Genomic DNA, 20,569 nt, shown 5'->3' with positions numbered 1-20,569 from the left:
GACCTGCTCGGCGAGTGCTGGAGGTTTCTACGAACTGGGTTCGATAGCCCGCACGGCAAGCTGCAACGCGAGCCTTTCCTCCGGGTCTGCCAGCGTGGTGCCGAGAAGAGCCTCGACCCGAGCGATGCGCGTCATGACGGTGTTGCGGTGCACACCGATGACCTGGGCCGTGGCGGTGACATTGATCGACTGGTCGAGATGAACTCGGAGGGTGTGGACCAGGTCCGGCTCACCCAAGATCGGTAGGAGTCGACTCCGCGCCGTGGCACGAAAGCCTGGCGCGGAGGTCCACGACCGGACAGTGGCGGATATGCCTAGAGCGTCGATTGTGACGGATCTCGAACCGGCCGCCCGGCTGGCTGCCACGTCCAGGGCCTCACGCGCCTCGTCCAACGTCAACCGCAGCCCGTCGACCCCTCGGGCTGGTCGGCCGATGCCAAGTGCCACCTCGGGGCTGGAGTCAACACCCTCTATCGCTAAACGCAGCCGCCGCGCCAGTGAGGCGCGTGTCGCTTCGTTTGGCTGCCGACTCACCCCCAGCCACCCGGCCAGGTGACCCGCTCGAGGCACGACGACCCCGTGAAGCCCGGACGCCTTGACCGCCTCGCCGAGGCGTGCTGCGGCAGCCACCTGTGGTGCGTCGGCTCTGAGCGCGACAGCGAAGCCAACGAGCCAGCCGGCCAGCGGGAATCCGGCTTGCTCGGCGCGCTGTTCCAGCGCCGGCGTCGTCTCCGATCCGGCCGCCAGAACCTCGTCCAGGAGATCGCGGGCAGCCCTCGCGGCTGACTCCTCGGCGAGCAGTTGCTGGGCTTGCCCCGCCCGGAGCGCCAACGCCAGACCGCGGAGCAGCGGGGCGACCTCCACCTCCTCCAGCGTGCCATGGCGAAGGGGAGCCAACCCGACGGTAGCAATGCCAGCATCCATTTGGGTCGCGAGTTGCACCCCTGATCCGTCGTTGACGCGCACGGTGCGGATGCGCTCATCGGCTACCGGCGCTGAGAGCGGTACCTCGATACCTTCCATCTTCTCGGTGGTGAGGGGGCCACTTCGCCCTGGCAGCCAAGCCCAGACCGGGACCCCAGCCAGCTTGCCGGCTGCCGTCATGAGATCGGTCGGTTCGCCGGCCCCAGTGAGGGCGATGGCTGCAAATCGTGACGCCAGCTCCGCGCCGTGCACCTGCGGCAGCGCGAGCAGGGACAGCGCTTCGATCGCGAGCGCTGGTAGCGCCGCGTGACCTGGACTCAGCCGGTACACGGACAACCGCAACCGGGCTGCGAGCAACTGGCTCGGGCGCTCCAGGTGTGCGGCAGCCGGCACGATCACCGCGGCCGCGGAGACATCGGCGGCCGCCCGGATGACACCGTCCCAGCGCCACACGGCCAGGTCAGCCTCGAGCACCAGGTACAGCGTGCCCGGAGTGCCTCCAAATTCTTCCGGGTGACCCTGGACCAGCGACACGTCGCTGACCGCGCCGCAGGTCGCCGCAGGCCCCGCATCGAGCGTGACCGCGTCGCGCCAGCCGGGCAGTCGCAGAACAGCTCCGAGGTCGGTCACCGGAGCACAGACGGTTCGATCCCGAAGCCCGATGGCCCGACCCGTTGCAGGAACTCCTCGCGCGACTGGGGGTACAGGGCCTCGATACCGACCACCTCGACATGGGCACCCGTCCGCACGGAGTCGAGGTCCAGCACCTGACCGCTGCCCGCATCGAGCAACGAGAGAACGTCCGGAGTCTCGGCCACGGTCCGACCGTCGATGGCAACGGCTAGGATCTCGCTCTGGACGTCGATCCTGACCAGCCCATCGGGTGACTCCACGGCGCACCAGCCGACATCGTTTTTCCGGCGGAAGTCGGCCCGTCGCCAGCCGAGCACTCGCCCTCTGGCCAGCACGCTAGCGCCGAGGGAAGCGGAAACGAGACGGCTCGCGCCGGGCGAACGCTGTGGCGCACCGAGAGCCCGTCCCAGGGCCAGACATCGGCTGATCGTGCCGGACACGACCCTGTCCGGCAGCTCCTGGGGGGTCAGCGGTCGGAAGCCAACTGCGATCCATCCCGTGCCAGCGGCGAGAATGGCGCGGATGGCCCTCTCCAGACGGTCGCTACCGTACGGGGTACCGCTCACACCGAGGTCGATTCTGCGGCCGTCGGCATCGACACCGACAGCAGGTGTCATCGGTCGGCCGGCGAATCCGGCCGTCATCTGGTCGAGACGTGGCACCGCTCGGCCACACAGGTCTGCATCGACCAACGGAAGTCCCATGGTGGCTGAGGCCCACACGCCCAGCGGCCCGTTGAGGCCACCCGCCTCGATCGGCAGGATGGCGCCGACCTTGGCGCCGGTGATCTGCTCCATCGCGTCGAGTACCTGGCAGTACTCCCTCCCACTTGGTAGCCGCTCGTCAAAGACACCACCGGCCGCGCCCACCACTCCGAGGGGTACCGTCGTCAGGTTTCTCCGCACAGCATCGGGGACCGTCACCATTTCGACGGGGCCGTCCTCGAGGGCTGAGGCCGCCAAGAGCTCACCGGTGCGAAAGTCTCCACCTCCGCCGCAGCCCAAGAGCATCGCGCCGCGCAGGAAGTCGTCGAGGTCACCGCGCGCGATGGTGAGTGAGCGTCCCTCGCGGTCACCGTGCGAGGGCTTCCTCCGCCGCATCGTGCGCCTCCACCGGCCGGTAGTCCTCGTTGAGCCCGAACGCCCGGGGGCCGAAGGTATCCAAGGCGCGGGGCGTGCGCATCATATCGGGGGTCGAGATGCCGATCACGTTGACCCGTTGACCGTATCGCAGGGCCTCTGTGGTGATCGGTTCGGCGGTTTCGGCCTCGAGGATGCAGATGAGATCCGGCACGATGCACACGAGCTTGCCGTCGCGGTAGGCGGTGAGGTTCTCGTTCTGGAACGCGATGTGCATGCCGGAGCCGTTCGGCGCCTTCAGTTGAGCCGCTCCACGGGTGAAGCCACCGACCGTCCGCCGCTCCACGTCGGTCACCTTGCCCCTAAAGAGCACTCGCAGGTGGGAGTACAAGGTGGGCGCCAGTGCCTCCGCGAGGCGTTCGAGCGGATCTACATGATCTTCACGAGCTGTCCGGATCGCGCGGCCGACGGTCAGTGCCAGAGTGAGGGTTCGCGGCACAGCGGTGCGCTTCACGTCAGCCCCCGTCATGGAGTACTCGGCGATGTGGGCTACTCCCCCGAGGGTCACGGTCAGGGCCCGCGCGAAGTCTTCCATGCGCTTGTTGTCCGCGCCGGTGTCGATGATCGCGGATTCGCCGTTCTCGCCGGCGAGCGCCAACGGAGACCCATTGATGCCGTAGACGGAGAAGGTCTCCATCTGGAGTTCGGGGAAGGCACGCCCCATTCCGTCGGCGTCCACCACCGGGAGTCCAGCCACTGCGGCGATGTGCAGGGGGATCATCGAGTTCACTCCGCCGCACTCGATAGGCATCGTCGCGTCGGCCGTCCGGCCCAACCGTTGTTCCAGGGCGCGCAGGGCAACGACCCCTTCCGTCCCGGCGGGGAGCTTTTCAGCGACGACGGTCGGAGCGCCCATCTGGGCAGTCGGGATGACGAAGGCGTCGTCGTCCAGCTCGTCCGGATCGATGATGGTGATCGGGCCGTACTGCTCGATCGCGGTGAGCGCGAGCAGTCGTCCCACGTGGGGGTCTCCGCCCCCACCGGTGCCCAGCAGCGCCGCGCCGCGCGCCAAGTCGTCCAGGTCGGATGCGTTCAGGGTCCAGGTCACGTGCGCTCTCCTACGGTCATCGGATGGTGTAGCTGAGGTCGCCTACGGCCTTGACCCTGATTCGGGTGGCATTGCCGGGTAGGTACGGGATCGGCACCTCATCGAGTTCAACAACCTGTACAGAGCCCGGAGTGGCTCCGGCCGCGGTAGCACGGTCGACAGCCTCCTGGCGTGCCAGGTCAAGGGTCTTTTCTCGGTCGCCGGAAGCCACAGCGAAGATGCGGTCGACTTCACCGGACACCTGAGCGATCGCCGCGCCTACGGCGTTGGCCACGCTGTGGTTCTCGGGGCGGCGAACGGCACCGATGCCGTCAAGCACATCCGGCAGGAGGATGGAGCCGCCGCCCACGGCCACGACCGGTAGCGGCTCTGCCGAGGTGCGCATCGAATCCACGAGCTCGGTGCTGCGTCGAGCGACGTAGGCCAGGCTCCGCTGGACCATCTCGGGGTCCAGGTGCCGTACCAGCGAGCGGTCACCGATGTCAGCCCTACCGGCGGCAACCGCGATGTCGGTTGCCGTCAGGTTGGAGCCACCGAAGACGAGTGCGTCGGTGGGCAGGCGGTACCCGACGGAGTCAGGTCCCACCATGTCACCGTTGTCGTGGATGCGGCTCCCGCCGCCGATACCGATCGAGACAACGTCCGGCATCCGGAAGTTCGTGCGGATTCCTGCGACCTCGATGGCCGTGCTCGCTTCGCGGGGGAAGCCATTTCGAAGGACGCCGATGTCGCTGGTCGTGCCACCCACGTCGATCACGGCGCAGTCGGTCAGGCCCGTCAGGGCGGCGGCGCCACGCATTGAATTGGTCGGCCCCGAAGCGAAGGTCGAGACCGGGTAGTGACGGACCACATCGACGGCCATGAGGGTCCCGTCGTTCTGGGTCAGGAAGAGGGGCGCGGCGACGGACAGATCCCGCAGCACCTCGACGAGCCCGTCGACCACCTGAGAAGCGAGTTCACGCAGGGCGGCGTTGATAATCGTGGCATTCTCACGTTCCAGCAGGCCGACCCTACCGACGTGCTGGGACATCGACACAGCCACGTGGGGCAGCTCTTCAGCAACGATGGCAGCCGCGCGCTCCTCAAACTCGGAGTTGACGGGCGAGAAGACACTGGTGATGGCCACCGAGCGGATTCCTTCTGCGCCCATCTGAGCCGTCGCCTTGCGGATGGCTTCCTCGTCGAGCGGGGCGATCTGTCGCCCGTCGAACTCGTGGCCGCCTCCCACCAGGTACCAGCTGCCGCCGACCGCCTGTGCCAGCCCCTTGGGCCACGCCGTCAACGGCGGCAGAGCCGCGGTGGCGGGGAGGCACAGCCGCAGCGCCGCCGTTGGCGCGAGGCGATCCGCTTCGACGAGGGCGTTGATGAAGTGGGTGGTACCAATCATCACCCCCTCGACGATTGCTGGGTCGAAAGCCGTGGCGCTCTGAAGGGCCTGCAGCGCCTCGCGGATACCCTCCGTCACGTCGGTCTGCGTGTGACGCTTGATCGCGCCGACTACCCGATCACCATCCATAAGGACGGCGTCTGTGTTGGTTCCACCGACGTCAATGCCGATTCGCATGCTGCTCACTTTCGTGTCGAGTGTCCGGCCTTCAGTCCATCGCCGAGGCAGGCTGAGAGATGGCCGCGCGCTCAGGACAGGTACCTCGCCCGGTTTCGCGAACCAAACTCATCCGTCCGGCCAGGACGTACAGGACGAAGGCCACGATCAGGGAGTTGATCGCGGGAATGCCCCACGGGATGAAGTACCCGACTGCGGAACCGATTGCCCACACGACCAACGTTGTGGGCACCCACACCGGCTCTGTCTCTGGGATGGTGTTTTCTGCGCGGGCCGCCTCAAGCTCGCCGCGCCAGGTCTTGACCACGAAGTATTCGGCGATCATCACCGCCGCGACGGGCGGCATGAGCACCCCTAGGAATGTTAGGAAGGCGGTGAAATGGTCCAGAATACCGACGGCTCCGAGAATGCTACCCGCGATTCCCACACTAATAGCGACGACCTTGCGGTCCACTGGACGCTTGAACAGCGTGTTGAGCAGATTAACGATACCGAATACCGACGAGTACAGGTTGATATCGTTGATCTTGACTGTACCCAGAATGATGACGAGGACGCCGACCCACCCGACTGAGGACAAGATGATGGCAATGACGTCGTCCGTGTGCACGGCATGGGCGAGCAGGACCCCAATCAGCCCGATGAGGTACTCCCCACCGGAAATGCCGACAATCGTCTGCTTGACGACGTCTCCGGGGCTGCGGTTGTAGCGGGTGATGTCTGAGTTGATGACGGCGCCGACAATGAATCCTCCAGCGACGATCCCCGTGCCGGCGAGCAGACTGATCTCCGGACCCGGCGGTGGGCTGGTTAGGAGGTCGCCGATGTCATGGCGCGTGAGTTCCACCGCTACCGACCAGATGACCAGGAGGAGGAAGGCCGGCACCGCGATGTACGCAACGCGGGCGATCATGGAGAAGCCGACGATGACCACCACTGTGATCGCCAGGCCGAAGAGCAGCGCCCATAGCCACTCAGGCATGACACCGACGGTGGAGTGCAGGCCCTGCGCGGAAACGGCGGACTGGATGCCGAACCAGCCGATGCTGCTGATCGCGATGACCGCTCCGACCACGGCAGCGCCGCCACGACCGAAGCCCGTCCAGCGGGTCAGGAGCGATGTGGTTAACCCTTGCCGCTGGCCGATGATGCCAACGAGGATGGAGACGATCTGAAGGATGACCGAGCCCATAGTGATGGCCAGGAAGGCATGGAAGAACGTCATACCGAAGCCCAAGGTGGAGCCGATGAGGAACTGACTGAGCGCAGACACCTGCCCGAACTTTGTCACAGCGACCGAGAACCAGTGTCGTTGCGCCTCGCGTGGTACCGGGCGGGAGGCGTAGTCCGCGTCCGCTACGACCTTGGCGGCCGGCTCGGCACTCACGAGTCCCTCCGCTTGTCCCGTGGCGGGTAGTAGTCCAGTCGACTCGGCTTGATGCCCAAGCGGACCGCCGACTCCAACGCGGTGATTGCGGCCCCCGTAGGGTCGACGACGGGGACGTGCCCGTGCTTGTCCGAGAGTCGCTGAGACAGGGCTGTCGCAATCCCGAGCATGCCGGTACAGCCGAGCACGAAGCCGGATGCGGCACCCGCGGAGATACTGTCCTGCGCTGCGTCCTCCAGTCGATCAAGGACGAGCGTGTGGTCGTCGACCCCCAGGACCGGGACACCGATGACACGCATGTCCCGCACCCGCTCACCGAGGCCCTGGGCATGCACCAGCCGACTCTGCATCGCCGCGACATCAGGCAGGATGGTGAGGATTCCCACCCGTTCCGCCATACCGAGCGCGGCGTGTACGGACGGTTGGAACCCACCGAACACCGGAAAGTCCGCGATCTCGCGTGCCGCGTGCACAGCAGGTTCGGCAAAGCAGGAAATGAACACTCCATCCACGCCGTCGGCGGCGGCCTCGTGCACCAAATCGAGGATCGGCGAGGTAGCCAGTGCCTCGTCGTAGGCATTCTCGATCGATTCCGGACCACGGTCGATCTGGCGCAGGTCCAGGGTCGTACCAGAACTGGCCCAGCTCCGTCCCTCGTCGAGGACAGGGCGATGGAGCTTCTCCGCGGTAACTGGAAGGATAATTCGCAGGTGCATTTCGGTCATGCCTCTCTGAGGAAGTACGAGACCGCATCAGAGTAGGAGCCACTCCGGTACCTGACGATAGGCAGATTGCTGCAATTTCCAGCATGGCTCAGCACTCTGCACATCTCGGCTCTCGGCCACGTCGCGCGCCCACCACCGAGTGAATCGCCCTGGCCTGTTAGTGGCCCAGATGATCGCGCTGCTCAGTGACTGGTCATCTGGCGGGGTCGGCGGACGCCGGTCAGGTGTCGACGAGGACGGTGAAGGGGCCGTCGTTGATCAGCTCGATCTGCATCTCGGCGCCGAACTCACCCGTGGCGACCTCGATGCCGCGTGTGCGCAGCGCGTCGACCACGGACTGCACGAGGGGCTCGGCCACGGGTCCGGGGGCGGCCCGCGACCAGCCGGGCCGCCGGCCCTTGCGGGTGTCGCCGTAGAGCGTGAACTGGCTGACGACCAGCACGGCCGCGCCGGAGTCCAGCACCGACGTCTCGTCCGGCAGGATGCGCAGCTCGGCGATCTTGCGGGCCATCCGCTCCACGTCGTCGGGGCCGTCGTCGTGCGTGGCGGCCACGAGCGCGAGCAGCCCCGGTCGCTCGATGGCCCCGACGACCCGCTCGGCCACGGTGACCCGGGCGCGGGTGACCCGTTGCAGGACGGCGCGCACGCCTCAGGCGCCCGGTCCGACGTCGCCGACACCCACGGCGCTGATCGTGCCGACCGGCTCGCCGTGGCCCAGAACGGCCTTGGCGTCGAGCGCGGTGAGGTCCTCGGTGACGCCCATCATCTGGAGCGCCGCCCGGGCCACGACGGTGCGGGCGCGCTGGTTGCCGTCGGTGATCTTGAGGGCCAGCCCGCGCCCGTCGGCCAGGCCGATGGCATAGACCGCCTCGGCACCGTCCTTGGCGATCAGCCCCGGCACCGCCCGGATCAGGTCCGTGACATCACGCCCGGTGCCGCCGAGGTACTCCGGGTGCTGGCGCACGGCGCGGGCCACCCGCCCCTCCGGGGTCTCCTCACCGGCGGCCGCGAGGCGCCCGAACGCCTTGGCCAGGCCCGCGGTGCTGATCGCCATCACCGGGGCGCCGCACCCGTCGACGCCGGTGGCGGCGACGGTCTCGCCGGAGAGCTCGGCGAGGGTGTCGGCCATGGCCACCTGGAGCGGGTGCTGGGGATCGCGGTAGGTCACCGTGTCCCAGTCGTTGAGGACGCACGTCGCCAGCATGGCCGCGTGTTTGCCGGAGCAGTTCTGCGCGATCGACCGTGCCGGGAGTCCCTCGGCGATCCAGCGCTCCCGGTCCGGCTCGTGCAGGGGCCGGTCCGGCGTGTTCTGCAGGTCGTCCTCCAGCAGACCCGCCGTGGCGAGGATCTCGCGCACGCCCGCGAGATGGAGCTCCTCGCCGTTGTGACTGGCGCACGCCAGTGCCAGCAGGTGGTCGGGCAGGTCGAGCCCGTTGCGGACCATCGCCAGCGCCTGCAGGGGCTTGTTCGACGAGCGCGGGAAGATCGGCACGCCCACCGGGCCGATCGACAGCTCGAGACCGCCGTCGGCTGCCGTGACCGCCACCACCCCGTGGTGCACGGACTCGACGAAACCGGAGCGTTCGACCTGCGCCACGACGGGTGCGGAGTGCAGGGGGTGCTCAGACGACAACTGCGGTGGGGTCACGGCGTTGAGCCTAGTCCCCACCGCAGTGGTCACGGGCGACCGGTCAGGACGCCCGGTGGTCGGTCAGTCCCCCACCTTGGCGGCAGTCGTCGTGGCCGCATCGACGCCCTTCTGAGCAGTCGTCGCGGTCTCGGCGACCACGCCCCGGGCAGCCTCAACGGTCCTGTCCGCGCTGTTGCTGGCCGTGGTGGCGGTGCGCTTGGCCGCGGTGGTCGCGGTGGACCGGGTGGCGGGCTTGGCGGCGTCCTTGGTGGTCTCGCTCCTGGTCGCAGCAGCCTTGGTCGTAGCGGGCTTGGTCCCAGCGGCCTTGGTCGAGGCGTCCTTGGTGCCCGCGGTCTTGGTCGCGGTGGACCGGCTCGACGGCTTGGTCGCGCCCTTGGACGTCGTGCTCTTGCTCGAGGCGGCCCGGGTGGTCGTGCGCTTGCTCGTGGCCCCCTTGGTGGTGGCGCTCTTGGTCGCGGCGGTTGTGGTGGTGGCGCTCTTGGTCGCGGCGGTCGTGGTCGCCGATGCCTTGGTCGCCCGTGCGGACGTCCTGGTGGCGGCGGCGCGACTGGCCGGCCTGGTGCCGCTCGAGGTGGACGTCTTGCGAGTCGAGCGCTTGCGGGTGGCGGGCTTCGGGGCCGTGGAACCGGAGGCCGCCGAGCTGCGCCGGGCGGCCTTGCCGGCCACGGTGACCTCGACGTCCTCACCGGCGACCACGTCGGCCACCACGTCGGCAGCCTGTCGACGGCCCCTGGTGACGGTGGCGCGGGCGGCGCTGCGGGTGTCCGTGACGCCCTTCGAGGCGGTGCCCAGCAGCTGGCGCCCCTGGTCCACCACGGTGCTGACCTGCGCGGTCAGGTCCTTGGTGGCCTGCTGCTCCTTGACCCGGCCCACGAGGTCCTGGCCGCGCTTGGCCAGGCCCTGGTAGCCCTCCTGGACCCTGCCCAGCCCCTCGGTGACGTCGCTGAGGGTCCGGCCCGGCAGGGCCTCGGCCAGCCGGGAGACGTCGGCCGCACGGTCGGCGACCGTCCTGGAGATCTCCTTCGGGGAGAGCGACCTGCCGACCTTGCCGGCCCGGGCCACGGTGCCGGTGACGGTCTCGCGAGCGCGCTCCACCACGGTGTCGGTCAGGCCGACGACGGCGAACAGCGGCGTCGGGTCGCTCACCAGACGGCTCGCCTCGGCGCGCGCGGCGGCGGAGGTCCGGGTCACCTCGGTGGTGACGCCCTCGACGCGCTTGGTGGCCTCGCCGCTGACGGTGCTGACGGCCTTGGCGGCCTCGTTCCTGATCTGCTTGATGGTGGGCATGTGCTGCTCCTTCAGTGAAGTGGGTGTGCCGGGCTGCGGGCCGCGGCGGTGGTGGAGGTCGCCTGTGGGGTCAGCCGGTCGCTGACTCGTCCGGCTCGCTCTCGCCGGCGTCGTCGGCCGCGTCGCCGACGAACGAGCGGTAGACATCGAGGAGCGCCCGCCGCTGCCGATCGGTGAGCCGCTCGTCGGCCATGATCGCGACCGTGACGTCGTGGGGCTGCGCGACCGGCTCGCCGGCTGCGCTGTCGTCGAGGATCCCGGCCCGGATGTAGAGCTGCTCCGCCGAGATCCGCAGACCCTTGGCGAGCTGCTGCAGGATCTCCGCGCTGGGCCGACGCAGCCCCCGCTCGATCTGGCTGAGGTAGGGGTTGCTGATCCCGGCGGCCTTGGCGACCTGACGGACCGACATCTGCGCGGACTCACGCTGTTCGCGCAGATAGGCCCCCAGGTCGGGGACGGGTAGGCGGCTCATACCGCCCAGTATGCTTGCAATTGCTAGCAGATTGCAAACTCAGCTAGCAACCCTGACGGGACGCCGCTGCGGGGGCGACTGTCGGCATACCGGCGCAGCACCCTGCCCGACGGACAGGACCGGCGCCACGGCTCGTCCGGTCCCTCAGGGACGGCGGTCCCTGATCCCCAGCAGGGCACGGGCCTCGTCGGTCGACATGGGCGGGCGCTGCATCAGGGTGGCCAGCTCGGCGGCCCGCGAGACGAGCTCGCTGTTGTGCTGCACCTGCTGGCCGCGAGCCATCATGAGGTTGTCCTCCATGCCGACCCGCAGGTGACCGCCCGCCGCGAGGGCCGCCGCGGCGATCGGCAGGTGGGCGCGGCCGATGCCGGTCGCCGACCAGCTGGTGACCTCCTCCGGCAGGGCCTGCACGCCGGCGACGAGCGCCGCCACGGTGCCGGGCATGCCGCCGGGCACGTTGGTGACGAAGTCCACGTGCACCCGGCCGCCGTAGGGCAGGCCGTGCTCGTCGATGAGGCGGCGCAGCGCGTGGACGTGCCCCAGGTCGAACAGCTCGAACTCCGGCACGACCTCGCGCTCCTGGGCCTGCCGGTAGAGCTGGCTCATGAACGGGTAGGGGTTGAGGAAGACGTCGTCACCGAAGTTGGTGGTGCCACAGGTCAGGCTGCAGGAGTCGGGCTCGGCGTCCAGCACCTGCAACCGCGCCTCGAGCGGGTCGTGCACGGAGCCTCCGGTGGACAGCTGGACCACCAGGTCGGTCTGCTCGCGCAGCGCCTGCACCGTGTCGCGCAGGCGGACCGGGTCCAGGGTGGGCCGGTGCTCGGCGTCACGGATGTGCACGTGGATGAGCCCGGCCCCCGCCTCCTGGCAGGCGACGGCTGTCTCGACCAGCTCCTCGAGGGTGGTCGGCAGCTGCGGGAAGTCGGACTTGGTGGTCTCGGCTCCGGTCGGAGCCACCGTGATCAGCGTCGGTGCGGCCATGGCCCGCATCCTGCCAGGCCGCCGTCAGGGCTCGACGACCACCGTCTGAGCGGCGCTGGTCGGCCCGGAGGCGAGGACCGCCGTGGGGTCGGTGTTCCGCTTGATGACCGCGAGCGCGATCGGGCCGTCCTCGTAGTGCCGGGCCACGCTGGTGATCCGTCCGACGGCCTTGTCCCCGAGCTGCAGGTCGTCGCCGGGCTCGGGCAGGGTGTGCCCGGACCCGTCCAGGTGCAGGAACACCAGGCGCCGCGGGGGACGGCCCAGGTTGTGCACGCGGGCGATGGTCTCCTGGCCGCGGTAGCACCCCTTGTGCAGGTGCACGGCGGTGCGCAGCCAGTCCAGCTCGTGGGCGATCGTGCGGTGGTCGGTCTCGGCGCCGGCCCGGGGGCGCCAGGCGGCGACCCGCAGCGCCTCGGCCGCCCAGGTGCCGGACAGGGGCCGCTCTCCGACGTATGCCGTCAGCTCGCTCCGCGGGACCAGCACCTCCCGCCAGGGCCGGTCCGCGCCGGGGTGGCCCTCGGCCGGCCCGTAGAGGGCGGTGTCGCCGACCGGGCCGGGCCAGTGGTCGACCCACGCGAGGTGCTCGCCCTCGGCGGACTCCCGCGCCACCGGCTCGCCCACCACCGCGATGTCGTCGGTCCGGTCGGCGACCTCGACGCGCAGCATGAACCGCATGGAGTCCAGCCAGGTCTGCGCGGCCCGGGCGGTGTGCGGCTCGGTGATCAGCCAGGTGGTCCCGCCGTCGTCCACGACGCGGAGCTGGTGCTCGATGTGACCCTTGGGCGAGAGGATCAACGTCTCCGTCGAGGTGCGCGGCGCCAGGTCGGTGAGTGCCTGGCTGGTGAGGGAGTGCAGCCAGCTGAGCCGGTCCGGTCCGGTGACGGTCAGCACCGCCAGGTGCGAGAGGTCGACGACCGAGAGCCCCTCGGCGAGGAGGCGCTGCTCGCGGTGCGGGTCACCGTAGTGAGCCGCCACCCCGGCGTCGGCACCGCTCGACTCCACGGCTCCCGGCCGCTGCAGGAGGGGGCTGGGCGGGCGGACCGCTGACCCGTCGGTCGCGGGGTCACCGGTGGGGCTGGTCACGTGTGTCACCCGTTCACCGTATCTCCCCAGCCTGGACCCCTAGGATCTGCGTCATGCCAGGTGAGAACGAACACGACCCGTCTGAGGGCCACGCGGAGGACCACGACATCTTCGAGGGTGCCGGCGTGGACGAGGAGGAGGCCGCGACCCGACCGCGCCGCAAGCGCCGTGGGGTGCGCATCGCCGTCGTGTCCCTGGTCACGGTGGCGCTCCTGGCGATCGCGGCGGTCGCCGGCTACGTCGCCTTCCTCAACTGGAGGGTGAGCAACAACGTCACCCACGCCCAGCTGATGCCGCTGCCCGAGTCCCCCATCCGGGGTGAGGACAGCGAGGTCACCCCCACGCCACCGCCGGAGCGCCCCGAGGAGGCCGGTGACGCCCTCAACATCCTGGTCGTGGGGTCGGACAGCCGTGACCTGTCCTCCGACCGTGGACGCTCCGACGTCATGGTGCTGATGCACATCTCCGACGAGCGCGACCGGGTCGACCTGATCCACTTCCCCCGGGACTACTTCGTCGAGATCCCCGGCTCCAACAACAAGAACAAGCTCAACGCCGCCTACTCCACCGGTGGCGCACCGTTGCTCGTGCAGACGCTGCAGCCGCTCATCGACGTGCCGATCGACCACATCGTGATCACCGACTTCGAGAGCTTCAAGAGCCTGACCAACGCGGTCGGCGGGGTCGAGGTCAATGTCGCCGAGGGCAGCCCCGACTTCGCCGAGGGCACCCAGTGGATGGACGGCGAGACCGCCCTGAAGTTCGTCCGCGAGCGCTATGCCCTGAGCCAGGGCGACATCTCCCGCGGTCAGCGCCAGCAGGCCTTCATCAAGGCGCTCATGCTCCAGGTCCTCAAGCGCGAGACGTTCACCAACCCCGCCCGGCTGGCCGAGGTGGTCGACGCCGGCACCCAGAACCTCACCGTCGACGAGGGCTTCACCGTCAGCCAGATGCGTGACCTGGGCTGGGCGATGCGCAATGTGCGCGGGGGCGACATCCACTTCGTGACGGCACCGTGGAGCGGCATCGGTAGTGACGACTACGCGGGGTCCATCGTGATCCCGCACGAGGAGCAGCTGCAGACGCTCCGGGAGCACCTCAGGGCGGACTCGATGGAGGACTACACCGACGAGGTGTCACCCCGCCAGGGCTTCGGCTGAGCGGGACCCGGCGGCGCAGGGTGGTGCCGGCGGCCGGACGGCTCAGGCGACGCGCTTGAGCTCTGCGGACACGTGGCTGGTCAGCGGCTGGCCCACGGCGGCCATGTCCATCACCCACATGAGGTTGGAGTTCACCAACCCGTAGAGCCGGTGTGCCGCGGTGTACTCCTTGGCGTGCGGGCTGCGCACGACGCTGTCGGTGCGCACCTCGATCTTGGCCGGGCTCGTGCTGCCGAAGTACATCTCGACGATGCCGGTCGGGTGGGTCAGGAGGAGCTCGACCTCACCGTCCGGCAGCGGCCGCCAGAACCCGAGCTCGGTGGCACCCGGACGCACCTTGTTGCCCGCCTCGTCCAGGATCCAGGTCTGCGACTCCCACCGCAGGAACGGCCGGCCGTCGTGGCTGACCACCAGCTCCTGCCCGAAGTTCTGCGACTCGATCGTCGGGTAGCCGACCACGCCGGCCCCCTCCCAGCGGCCGATCAGCCAGGCCAGCGGGGCGAGCTCGGAGGGCATGTTCGGGTCCAGTTCAAAAGCCACGGCACCCATCGTAGGTGCTGCCCCGGCCGGGCGGCCGCGTGCGACCCTTCGGGCGGAGCCGCTCCGAGCGGTGCGGCAGCTGGGCGAGACCACCCGAGAAGGCAGGTCAGGCGAGCGAGGTCGCCGGCAGCAGGGCCAGTGCCACCGCGTAGGCGATGGGCCCGGTGACCAACAGGGAGCAGACCGCCATGACCAGCCGTGGCCGGGGGTGGGCCATCGTCGGGAGCGGCTGCTGCACGCTGCGCAGGGCGTGGCTCACGGCACCGGCCACCACGCCCGCGAGCAGGAAGATGCTCCACTGCTCGCCCAGGAGCAGGGCCACCAGCACCGCCGCACCACCACCGGCCGCCAGCGCGAGCGGCACGAGCCAGGGACGGAGCGGACGCCAGCGCCCCAGGGTGTCACTGAGCGCACTCGCCGCTGCCCCGGTGACCGTGGCGACGACCAGCGCGGCCCCCTGCGGGGTCTGCGCGAGCGGGACGAGGAGCACACCGCAGGTGAGCAGGCCGAGCCCCAGCGCGACCGAGCTGATGGACTCCACGATCCTCGGGCGACCGTCCACCCGCAGCAGCTGATGGACGAAGGCACCCGTGATCGCCACGGCGAGCGCGCCCGGCACCCAGGTCAGCCACGGTGGTGCGGCGTCGGCAACCGCACTGACCACGAGGGCCAGCGACCCGGCATACAGCACCAGGGACGTGCCCCGGGGGCTGGGCAGGGCCAGCATGCCGGCCCACCCCCACGACAGGACCGAGCCGGCGATCCACAGGGCGAGCGCCAGCACCACCGGACTGGCCAGGGCCGAGACGGAGACCAGGGCCGACGCACAGCACACCATGGCCGCGACCTCCACGGAGGGCGGCACGAGGGCACGGCGACTCGGCACAGGCCCATGGTGCCACCTGCGTCACCGCTGCGGACCGCGTGTCTCGCGGGGCCTCACCCGCGTCGCGGCGCCCGCGCGCGAGGGGCGCACCGCTGCGGCGTCTATCCTGACCGCGTGGCCGAGCTGGCACTGCTGACCCCCGGTGGCGCCCCGGACGCCGCGGCCCTCGTGCTGCCCGCGGTCGAGCTGCTCCCCCACCGGGTCCGCGTCCTCGACCTCGACCCCGCGCTGCTGCTCGCCGACCCGGCCCCCGTCCTGGTGCTCCTCGACGCCACGCGTGCGCTGGTCCAGGCCCGGACGACCGCGCGCACCCTGGCCACGATGCAGCTCGGAGTCCCCGTCGTGGCGGTCTTCACGGAGGGCTCCCTGGCGGCCCTGGACGACCAGTGGCCGATCACCGACTTCGTGCTCTCGACCTCCGGGCCCGCCGAGCTGGCGGTCCGCCTCGCACGGGCGGTCACCCGCCCCGCGCCCGGCTCGGACACGCCGGACCACACCGCACCGACCGCCGCCCCCATCCGCGCGGCCGATGTGGTGGTCGACGAGTCCAGCTGGAGCGTCCGTGCCGGAGGGGAGACGCTCAACCTCACGTTCAAGGAGTTCGAGCTGCTGAAGTTCCTCATCAGCCACCCGGGCCGGGTCATGACGCGCGAGCAGCTGCTCCACGAGGTGTGGGGCTCGGACTACTACGGCGGCACCCGGACGGTCGATGTGCACGTCCGGCGCCTGCGCGCGAAGCTCGGGCCCGAGCGCGAGTCGCTCATCAGCACGATCCGCAACGTCGGCTACCGCTTCTCCGGGGCGGCCCGCCCTCCCACCGACCCGGCCGTGATGGAATAGCGAGATGCAGCCGACGTCGACCGACGATCACCTGGAGCCCGCGCAGTCCGCGGACGTGCTGGCGCTCGCGGTGCGGGCCGCCACCCACGACGGGGTGCGCCCGCTGTCCGAGCAGACCGTGCTCGACGTGCGACGCCTGCCCGGCTCACCCGCGGGTGAGAGCCACTCCACGCACCTGGTCGTGCAGGAGAACCCCGACTCCCCTCGCCCCGGCGTCGTCGCCTACGCGCACGTGGAGCACTCCGAGCCGCCCGCCGCGGAGATCGTCGTGGACCCCGACCACCGCCACGCCGGACACGGCCGTGCCCTGGCCAGCGCCGTGCTGGAACGGTGGCCGGACACCCGCTTCTGGGCCCACGGCGACCTCCCCGCCGCCAAGGCCCTGTTCCGCAGCCTCGGGCTGGAGGCGGTCCGTGACCTCTGGCAGATGACCCGGCCCCTCCGCGGCGAGTGGTCCGAGCTCCCCGAGGTCACCCTGCCGGAGGGCTTCACCGTGCGCACGTTCGAGCTGGGGCGCGACGAGGAGCGCTGGCTGGCCGTCAACGCGCGGGCCTTCGCCGACCACCCCGAGCAGGGCCGGATGACCCTGGCCGACCTGCGCGAGCGCACCTCCGAGCCGTGGTTCGACCCGCACGGCTTCCTGCTCATCGAGCACGATCAGGACCTGGCGGCCTTCCACTGGACCAAGGTCGAGCCGGCCGAGCCGGGACACAGCGTCCCCGCGTCCGGCGAGGTCTATGTCGTGGGTGTCGACCCGGCCTACCAGGGTCGCGGGCTCGGCACCGTGACCACCCTGATCGGGCTGCACCACCTGCGCAACCGGGGCCTGGCCAGCGCCACCCTCTACGTGGAGGGCGACAACGACCCGGCCCTGGCGACCTACCACCGGCTGGGCTTCGAACGGTCGGCGATCGACGTGATGTATGCCGCTGCGCCAGAGGTCGGCTGACCCACCTTCCGTGGTGGCAGACTGGTGCCCATGACCTCCAACCCCCGGGCCGTGCCGGACGTCGTGGAGTCGTCCTCGGTCGTGCCGCTGCCCACCATCAGGGCGCAACGACCCCGGGCCGCGAACGGTCGGTTCATCAGCACGCCCGGTCCGGTCACGGCCGAGCTCCCGGGTGAGGTAGCCCTGCCCGACGACCGGTTCCTGGACCGCGAGATCTCCTGGCTGCAGTTCAACGAACGGGTGCTGCAGCTGGCCGGGGACCAGGACGTGCCGCTCCTGGAGCGCGCCCGCTTCCTGGCGATCTTCGCCAGCAACCTGGACGAGTTCTTCATGGTGCGGGTCGCCGGGCTGAAGCGCCGCATCGCCACCGGCATCGCGACCCGGTCGGCCTCCGGCCTGGAGCCGCGGGAGGTCCTGGACGAGATCTCCCTGGGCGCCCACGAGCTCATGGGGCGGCACGCGGCGCTGTTCCGGGACGTCGTCGCCCCGGCGCTGCGCGAGGAGGGCATCACCCTGGTCCGGTGGGAGGAGCTGACCGAGGAGGAGCAGACCACCCTGGCGGGCATGTTCCGCAGCACCGTCTACCCGGTCCTCACGCCGCTCGCGGTCGACCCGGCGCACCCGTTCCCCTACATCAGCGGGCTGTCCCTCAACCTCGCCGTCATCCTGATCAACCCGCAGACCGGCCACGAGCACTTCGCCCGGGTCAAGGTGCCGCCCCTGCTGCCGCGGTTCATCGAGCTGCCCGGTGACAACGAGCTCTACGCCACCCGCTACGTGCTGCTCGAGGAGGTCATCGCCGCGCACCTGGAGTACCTCTTCCCGGGCATGGAGGTGCACGAGACCTACACCTTCCGGGTCACCCGCAACGAGGACCTGGAGGTCGAGGAGGACGACGCAGAGAACCTCCTCACCGCCCTGGAGAAGGAGCTCACGCGGCGCCGGTTCGGCCCGCCGGTGCGGCTGGAGGTCGAGGAGGACATGGACGACCACGTCCTGGACCTGCTGACCCGTGAGCTGCGCGTGCACCGTGCCGAGGTGTACCGGCTGCCCTCCCCCCTGGACCTCACCGCCCTGAACACGGTGGCCGACCTCGACCGCACCGAGCTGAGCTACCCCAACTTCGTGCCGGCGACGCACCCCACGCTCGCCCCGGTCGAACGCTCCGCCCCGGCAGACATCCTCGCGGCCATGCGGGCCGGCGACGTGCTGCTGCACCACCCCTACGACTCGTTCTCGACCTCGGTGCAGGCCTTCATCGAGCAGGCGGCCAACGACCCGCAGGTGCTGGCGATCAAGCAGACGCTCTATCGCACCAGCGGCGACAGCCCGATCATCGACGCCCTGATCGATGCGGCGGCCTCGGGCAAGCAGGTGCTGGCCGTGGTCGAGATCAAGGCCCGGTTCGACGAGGAGAACAACATCACGTGGGCGCGCAAGCTCGAGCACGCCGGCGTCCACGTCGTCTACGGCATGGTGGGGCTCAAGACCCACGCCAAGCTCTGTCTGGTCGTCCGTGAGGAGGACGGGGCCCTGCGCCGCTACTGCCACGTCGGCACCGGCAACTACAACCCCAAGACGGCACGCCTCTATGAGGACCTCGGCCTGCTCACCTGCGACGAGACCGTCGGCGAGGACATCACGCGGCTGTTCAACCAGCTGTCCGGGATGGCGCCCAAGTCGAAGTTCAAGCGGCTGCTCGTCGCCCCCCGGTCGGTCCGCTCCGGCCTGATCGGTCTCATCGACGAGGAGGGCGCCAAGGGCGCCGAGGGCCGCATCCGGCTCAAGCTCAACTCGATCGTCGACGAGGCCATCATCGACGCCCTCTACCGCGCCTCCATCAGCGGCGCGTCCGTCGACGTCTGGGTGCGTGGGATCAGCGCGCTGCGACCCGGCGTCCCCGGTCTCTCGGAGACGGTGCGGGTCCGCTCCATCCTGGGCCGGTTCCTCGAGCACTCCCGGATCTTCGCCTTCGGCACCGGCAAGAACGCCCGGATCTACCTCGGCTCGGCCGACATGATGCACCGGAACCTGGACCGGAGGGTCGAGGCACTGGTGCCCATCAGCGACCGGGACCAGCTCAAGACCCTCGGAGCCCTGCTCGATCGCGGCATGTCGGATGAGATCGCCAGCTGGCACCTGGGTTCCGACGGCCAGTGGCGCCGCCACCACTTCTCCGCCGAGGGCTCCCCACTGTCGGACCTCCACGCCGAGCTGATCGCCACCTACGGCGCCCGGCGCCGGCCGGGTCGCCGCCGCTGACGGGCACCTGAGACGTGGCGACCCAGACCGAACGTGCCGTGCTCGTGCGCGCCGCCGGCGTCCTCCCCTGGAGGGTCCAGGACGGCGAGCTCCAGTTCGCCCTCGTCCACCGTCCCCGCTATGACGACTGGTCCTGGCCCAAGGGCAAGCTCGAGCGCGGTGAGGAGTGGGTCGCGGCAGCGGTCCGCGAGACCCTCGAGGAGACCGGCCTGCAGGTCAGTCTGGGCCCACCGCTGCCGTCCTCGTGGTACGGCCTGGGCACCCGGGACGGCCGGCCTCAGCTCAAGCAGGTGCGCTACTGGGCGGCCACCGTGTGCGGCGGCAACGGTGCCCTGGAGCACGAGATCGACGAGGTCACGTGGCTGGCCGCCGCCGAGGCACGGGAGCGGTTGACCTACCGGCGTGACCGGGAGCAGCTGGACGCCGCCGACGAGGCGCACGCCGCCGGCCTCCTCGACACCTGGCCACTGCTCGTGGTCCGGCACGCGCACTCCGTCGGTCGCGGCTCGTGGACCGGGCAAGACGCGGACCGGCCCCTCACCCCTGTCGGGCAGCGCCGGTCGGCACGGATCATCCCGCTGCTGGCCGCCTACCGTCCCGCCCACCTGCTCACCTCACCCTCCGTGCGGTGCGCGGACACGCTGCGCCCCTACGCGGAGCAGGCCGGGCTGGGGCTGACCGAGCGCAAGAGCCTCTCGGAGGAGGGGCACGCCGCGACACCGGGCAAGGCGGTCAAGCACCTGCGCCGGGTGCTGGAGCGCGGGGAGTCGACGATCGTGTGCACGCACCGGCCGGTGATCCCCGACCTCCTGGACGTGCTGGCGCGTCAGACCCCGGCCGGTCACGGCCAGCGGATGCTCACGAGGTTGGCCCGCAACGGCCTGGACAAGGGCGAGGTGCTCGCGCTCCAGGTGGCCGGGACCGGCCCGCAGGCCAGGGTCGTGGACGTCGAGCGGCACCGCCCGCCCGCCTGACCCGGAGCGCCCCCTACCCGACCGAGCGCACCGACTCGCGAGTAAGCACCCCACCGGACGCGCC

At 70.2% G+C, this 20,569-nt stretch carries 19 protein-coding genes; 5 read left to right on the top strand and 14 right to left on the bottom strand.

The genetic code is table 11. The features are described from left to right. Window positions 1-27: 27 nt before the first annotated feature. From DA085_RS04580 to ygfZ, 12 genes are all read right to left on the bottom strand, one after another. Window positions 28-1,554: a PucR family transcriptional regulator gene (locus DA085_RS04580; protein WP_109471745.1), complete on the bottom strand. Its 1,527-nt coding sequence runs from the start codon at window positions 1,552-1,554 to the stop codon at window positions 28-30. Further along, a complete protein-coding gene (locus DA085_RS04575) occupies window positions 1,551-2,657 on the bottom strand; it encodes a DUF917 domain-containing protein (RefSeq protein WP_109471744.1) in 1,107 nt (368 codons plus the stop codon). Before DA085_RS04575 ends, DA085_RS04580 begins: the two co-directional genes overlap by 4 nt. After that, complete coding sequence (locus DA085_RS04570; RefSeq protein ID WP_109471743.1) at window positions 2,629-3,744, bottom strand: DUF917 domain-containing protein; 1,116 nt, start codon at window positions 3,742-3,744, stop codon at window positions 2,629-2,631. The genes DA085_RS04575 and DA085_RS04570 overlap by 29 nt, the downstream gene beginning before the upstream one ends. Before the next feature lie 16 nt (window positions 3,745-3,760). Beyond that, the gene (locus DA085_RS04565) at window positions 3,761-5,308 is read right to left on the bottom strand and encodes a hydantoinase/oxoprolinase N-terminal domain-containing protein (protein WP_109471835.1); all 1,548 of its coding nucleotides are present in this window, start codon (window positions 5,306-5,308) and stop codon (window positions 3,761-3,763) included. A 31-nt stretch (window positions 5,309-5,339) separates the two neighbouring features. Beyond that, the gene (locus DA085_RS04560; RefSeq protein WP_109471742.1) at window positions 5,340-6,695 is read right to left on the bottom strand and encodes a purine-cytosine permease family protein; all 1,356 of its coding nucleotides are present in this window, start codon (window positions 6,693-6,695) and stop codon (window positions 5,340-5,342) included. Next, window positions 6,692-7,420, bottom strand: a complete 729-nt coding sequence (locus tag DA085_RS04555; protein WP_202619098.1) for an aspartate/glutamate racemase family protein — start codon at window positions 7,418-7,420, stop codon at window positions 6,692-6,694. The genes DA085_RS04560 and DA085_RS04555 overlap by 4 nt, the downstream gene beginning before the upstream one ends. Window positions 7,421-7,640: 220 nt before the next feature. Beyond that, the gene (gene dtd, locus DA085_RS04550) at window positions 7,641-8,066 is read right to left on the bottom strand and encodes a D-aminoacyl-tRNA deacylase (RefSeq protein WP_109471740.1); all 426 of its coding nucleotides are present in this window, start codon (window positions 8,064-8,066) and stop codon (window positions 7,641-7,643) included. A gap of 3 nt (window positions 8,067-8,069) precedes the next feature. Next, window positions 8,070-9,068, bottom strand: a complete 999-nt coding sequence (locus tag DA085_RS04545; RefSeq protein ID WP_109471739.1) for an asparaginase — start codon at window positions 9,066-9,068, stop codon at window positions 8,070-8,072. 63 nt (window positions 9,069-9,131) lie between these two features. After that, the gene (locus DA085_RS04540) at window positions 9,132-10,358 is read right to left on the bottom strand and encodes a hypothetical protein (RefSeq protein WP_109471738.1); all 1,227 of its coding nucleotides are present in this window, start codon (window positions 10,356-10,358) and stop codon (window positions 9,132-9,134) included. Window positions 10,359-10,428: 70 nt separating this feature from the next. Beyond that, on the bottom strand, window positions 10,429-10,830 hold the full coding sequence (locus tag DA085_RS04535; RefSeq protein WP_109471737.1) for a helix-turn-helix domain-containing protein: 402 nt from the start codon (window positions 10,828-10,830) through the stop codon (window positions 10,429-10,431). 144 nt (window positions 10,831-10,974) lie between these two features. Then, on the bottom strand, window positions 10,975-11,811 hold the full coding sequence (locus DA085_RS04530; protein ID WP_237565310.1) for a beta-keto acid cleavage family enzyme: 837 nt from the start codon (window positions 11,809-11,811) through the stop codon (window positions 10,975-10,977). Window positions 11,812-11,835: 24 nt separating this feature from the next. Continuing rightward, a complete protein-coding gene (gene ygfZ / locus DA085_RS04525; RefSeq protein ID WP_109471834.1) occupies window positions 11,836-12,894 on the bottom strand; it encodes a CAF17-like 4Fe-4S cluster assembly/insertion protein YgfZ in 1,059 nt (352 codons plus the stop codon). A gap of 53 nt (window positions 12,895-12,947) precedes the next feature. Between ygfZ and DA085_RS04520 the strand changes: the two genes are divergently transcribed. Beyond that, window positions 12,948-14,054, top strand: coding sequence for an LCP family protein (locus DA085_RS04520; RefSeq protein ID WP_109471735.1), 1,107 nt, complete (start codon window positions 12,948-12,950; stop codon window positions 14,052-14,054). A gap of 42 nt (window positions 14,055-14,096) precedes the next feature. Here DA085_RS04520 and DA085_RS04515 read toward each other — a convergent pair whose 3' ends face one another. Next, window positions 14,097-14,594, bottom strand: a complete 498-nt coding sequence (locus tag DA085_RS04515) for a heme-binding beta-barrel domain-containing protein (protein WP_109471833.1) — start codon at window positions 14,592-14,594, stop codon at window positions 14,097-14,099. Window positions 14,595-14,700: 106 nt separating this feature from the next. Beyond that, window positions 14,701-15,480, bottom strand: coding sequence for a hypothetical protein (locus DA085_RS04510; RefSeq protein WP_154402097.1), 780 nt, complete (start codon window positions 15,478-15,480; stop codon window positions 14,701-14,703). 114 nt (window positions 15,481-15,594) lie between these two features. Here DA085_RS04510 and DA085_RS04505 point away from each other — a divergent pair, with 114 nt between their 5' ends. Genes DA085_RS04505 through DA085_RS04490 form a run of 4 tightly spaced genes read left to right on the top strand, consistent with a single transcriptional unit; the run spans window position 15,595 to window position 20,505 of the window. Then, window positions 15,595-16,320: a winged helix-turn-helix transcriptional regulator gene (locus tag DA085_RS04505; RefSeq protein ID WP_109471733.1), complete on the top strand. Its 726-nt coding sequence runs from the start codon at window positions 15,595-15,597 to the stop codon at window positions 16,318-16,320. A 4-nt stretch (window positions 16,321-16,324) separates the two neighbouring features. After that, window positions 16,325-17,269, top strand: coding sequence for a mycothiol synthase (mshD, locus tag DA085_RS04500; protein WP_109471732.1), 945 nt, complete (start codon window positions 16,325-16,327; stop codon window positions 17,267-17,269). Window positions 17,270-17,299: 30 nt separating this feature from the next. Continuing rightward, window positions 17,300-19,531 carry an RNA degradosome polyphosphate kinase gene (locus DA085_RS04495; RefSeq protein WP_109471731.1) on the top strand — a complete coding sequence of 744 codons (2,232 nt, stop codon included), beginning with the start codon at window positions 17,300-17,302 and terminating at the stop codon, window positions 19,529-19,531. A 14-nt stretch (window positions 19,532-19,545) separates the two neighbouring features. Continuing rightward, window positions 19,546-20,505 carry an NUDIX hydrolase gene (locus DA085_RS04490; protein WP_237565309.1) on the top strand — a complete coding sequence of 320 codons (960 nt, stop codon included), beginning with the start codon at window positions 19,546-19,548 and terminating at the stop codon, window positions 20,503-20,505. Window positions 20,506-20,569 lie beyond the last annotated feature (64 nt).

It is taken from the genome of Ornithinimicrobium cavernae, from assembly GCF_003121625.1.
GTDB lineage: Bacteria > Actinomycetota > Actinomycetes > Actinomycetales > Dermatophilaceae > Ornithinicoccus > Ornithinicoccus cavernae.
This window is presented reverse-complemented; position numbering and strand designations above follow the sequence as displayed.

What these genes read in the sequence shown, in the direction of transcription:
- DA085_RS04575 (WP_109471744.1), bottom strand. Translation starts at nt 2,657, where the DNA reads ATGCGGCGGAGGAAGCCCTCGCACGGTGACCGCGAGGGACGCTCACTC.
- DA085_RS04565 (WP_109471835.1), bottom strand. Translation starts at nt 5,308, where the DNA reads ATGCGAATCGGCATTGACGTCGGTGGAACCAACACAGACGCCGTCCTT.
- DA085_RS04555 (WP_202619098.1), bottom strand. Translation starts at nt 7,420, where the DNA reads ATGACCGAAATGCACCTGCGAATTATCCTTCCAGTTACCGCGGAGAAG.
- DA085_RS04540 (WP_109471738.1), bottom strand. Translation starts at nt 10,358, where the DNA reads ATGCCCACCATCAAGCAGATCAGGAACGAGGCCGCCAAGGCCGTCAGC.
- DA085_RS04535 (WP_109471737.1), bottom strand. Translation starts at nt 10,830, where the DNA reads ATGAGCCGCCTACCCGTCCCCGACCTGGGGGCCTATCTGCGCGAACAG.
- DA085_RS04530 (WP_237565310.1), bottom strand. Translation starts at nt 11,811, where the DNA reads ATGGCCGCACCGACGCTGATCACGGTGGCTCCGACCGGAGCCGAGACC.
- DA085_RS04520 (WP_109471735.1), top strand. Translation starts at nt 12,948, where the DNA reads ATGCCAGGTGAGAACGAACACGACCCGTCTGAGGGCCACGCGGAGGAC.
- mshD (WP_109471732.1), top strand. Translation starts at nt 16,325, where the DNA reads ATGCAGCCGACGTCGACCGACGATCACCTGGAGCCCGCGCAGTCCGCG.
- DA085_RS04495 (WP_109471731.1), top strand. Translation starts at nt 17,300, where the DNA reads ATGACCTCCAACCCCCGGGCCGTGCCGGACGTCGTGGAGTCGTCCTCG.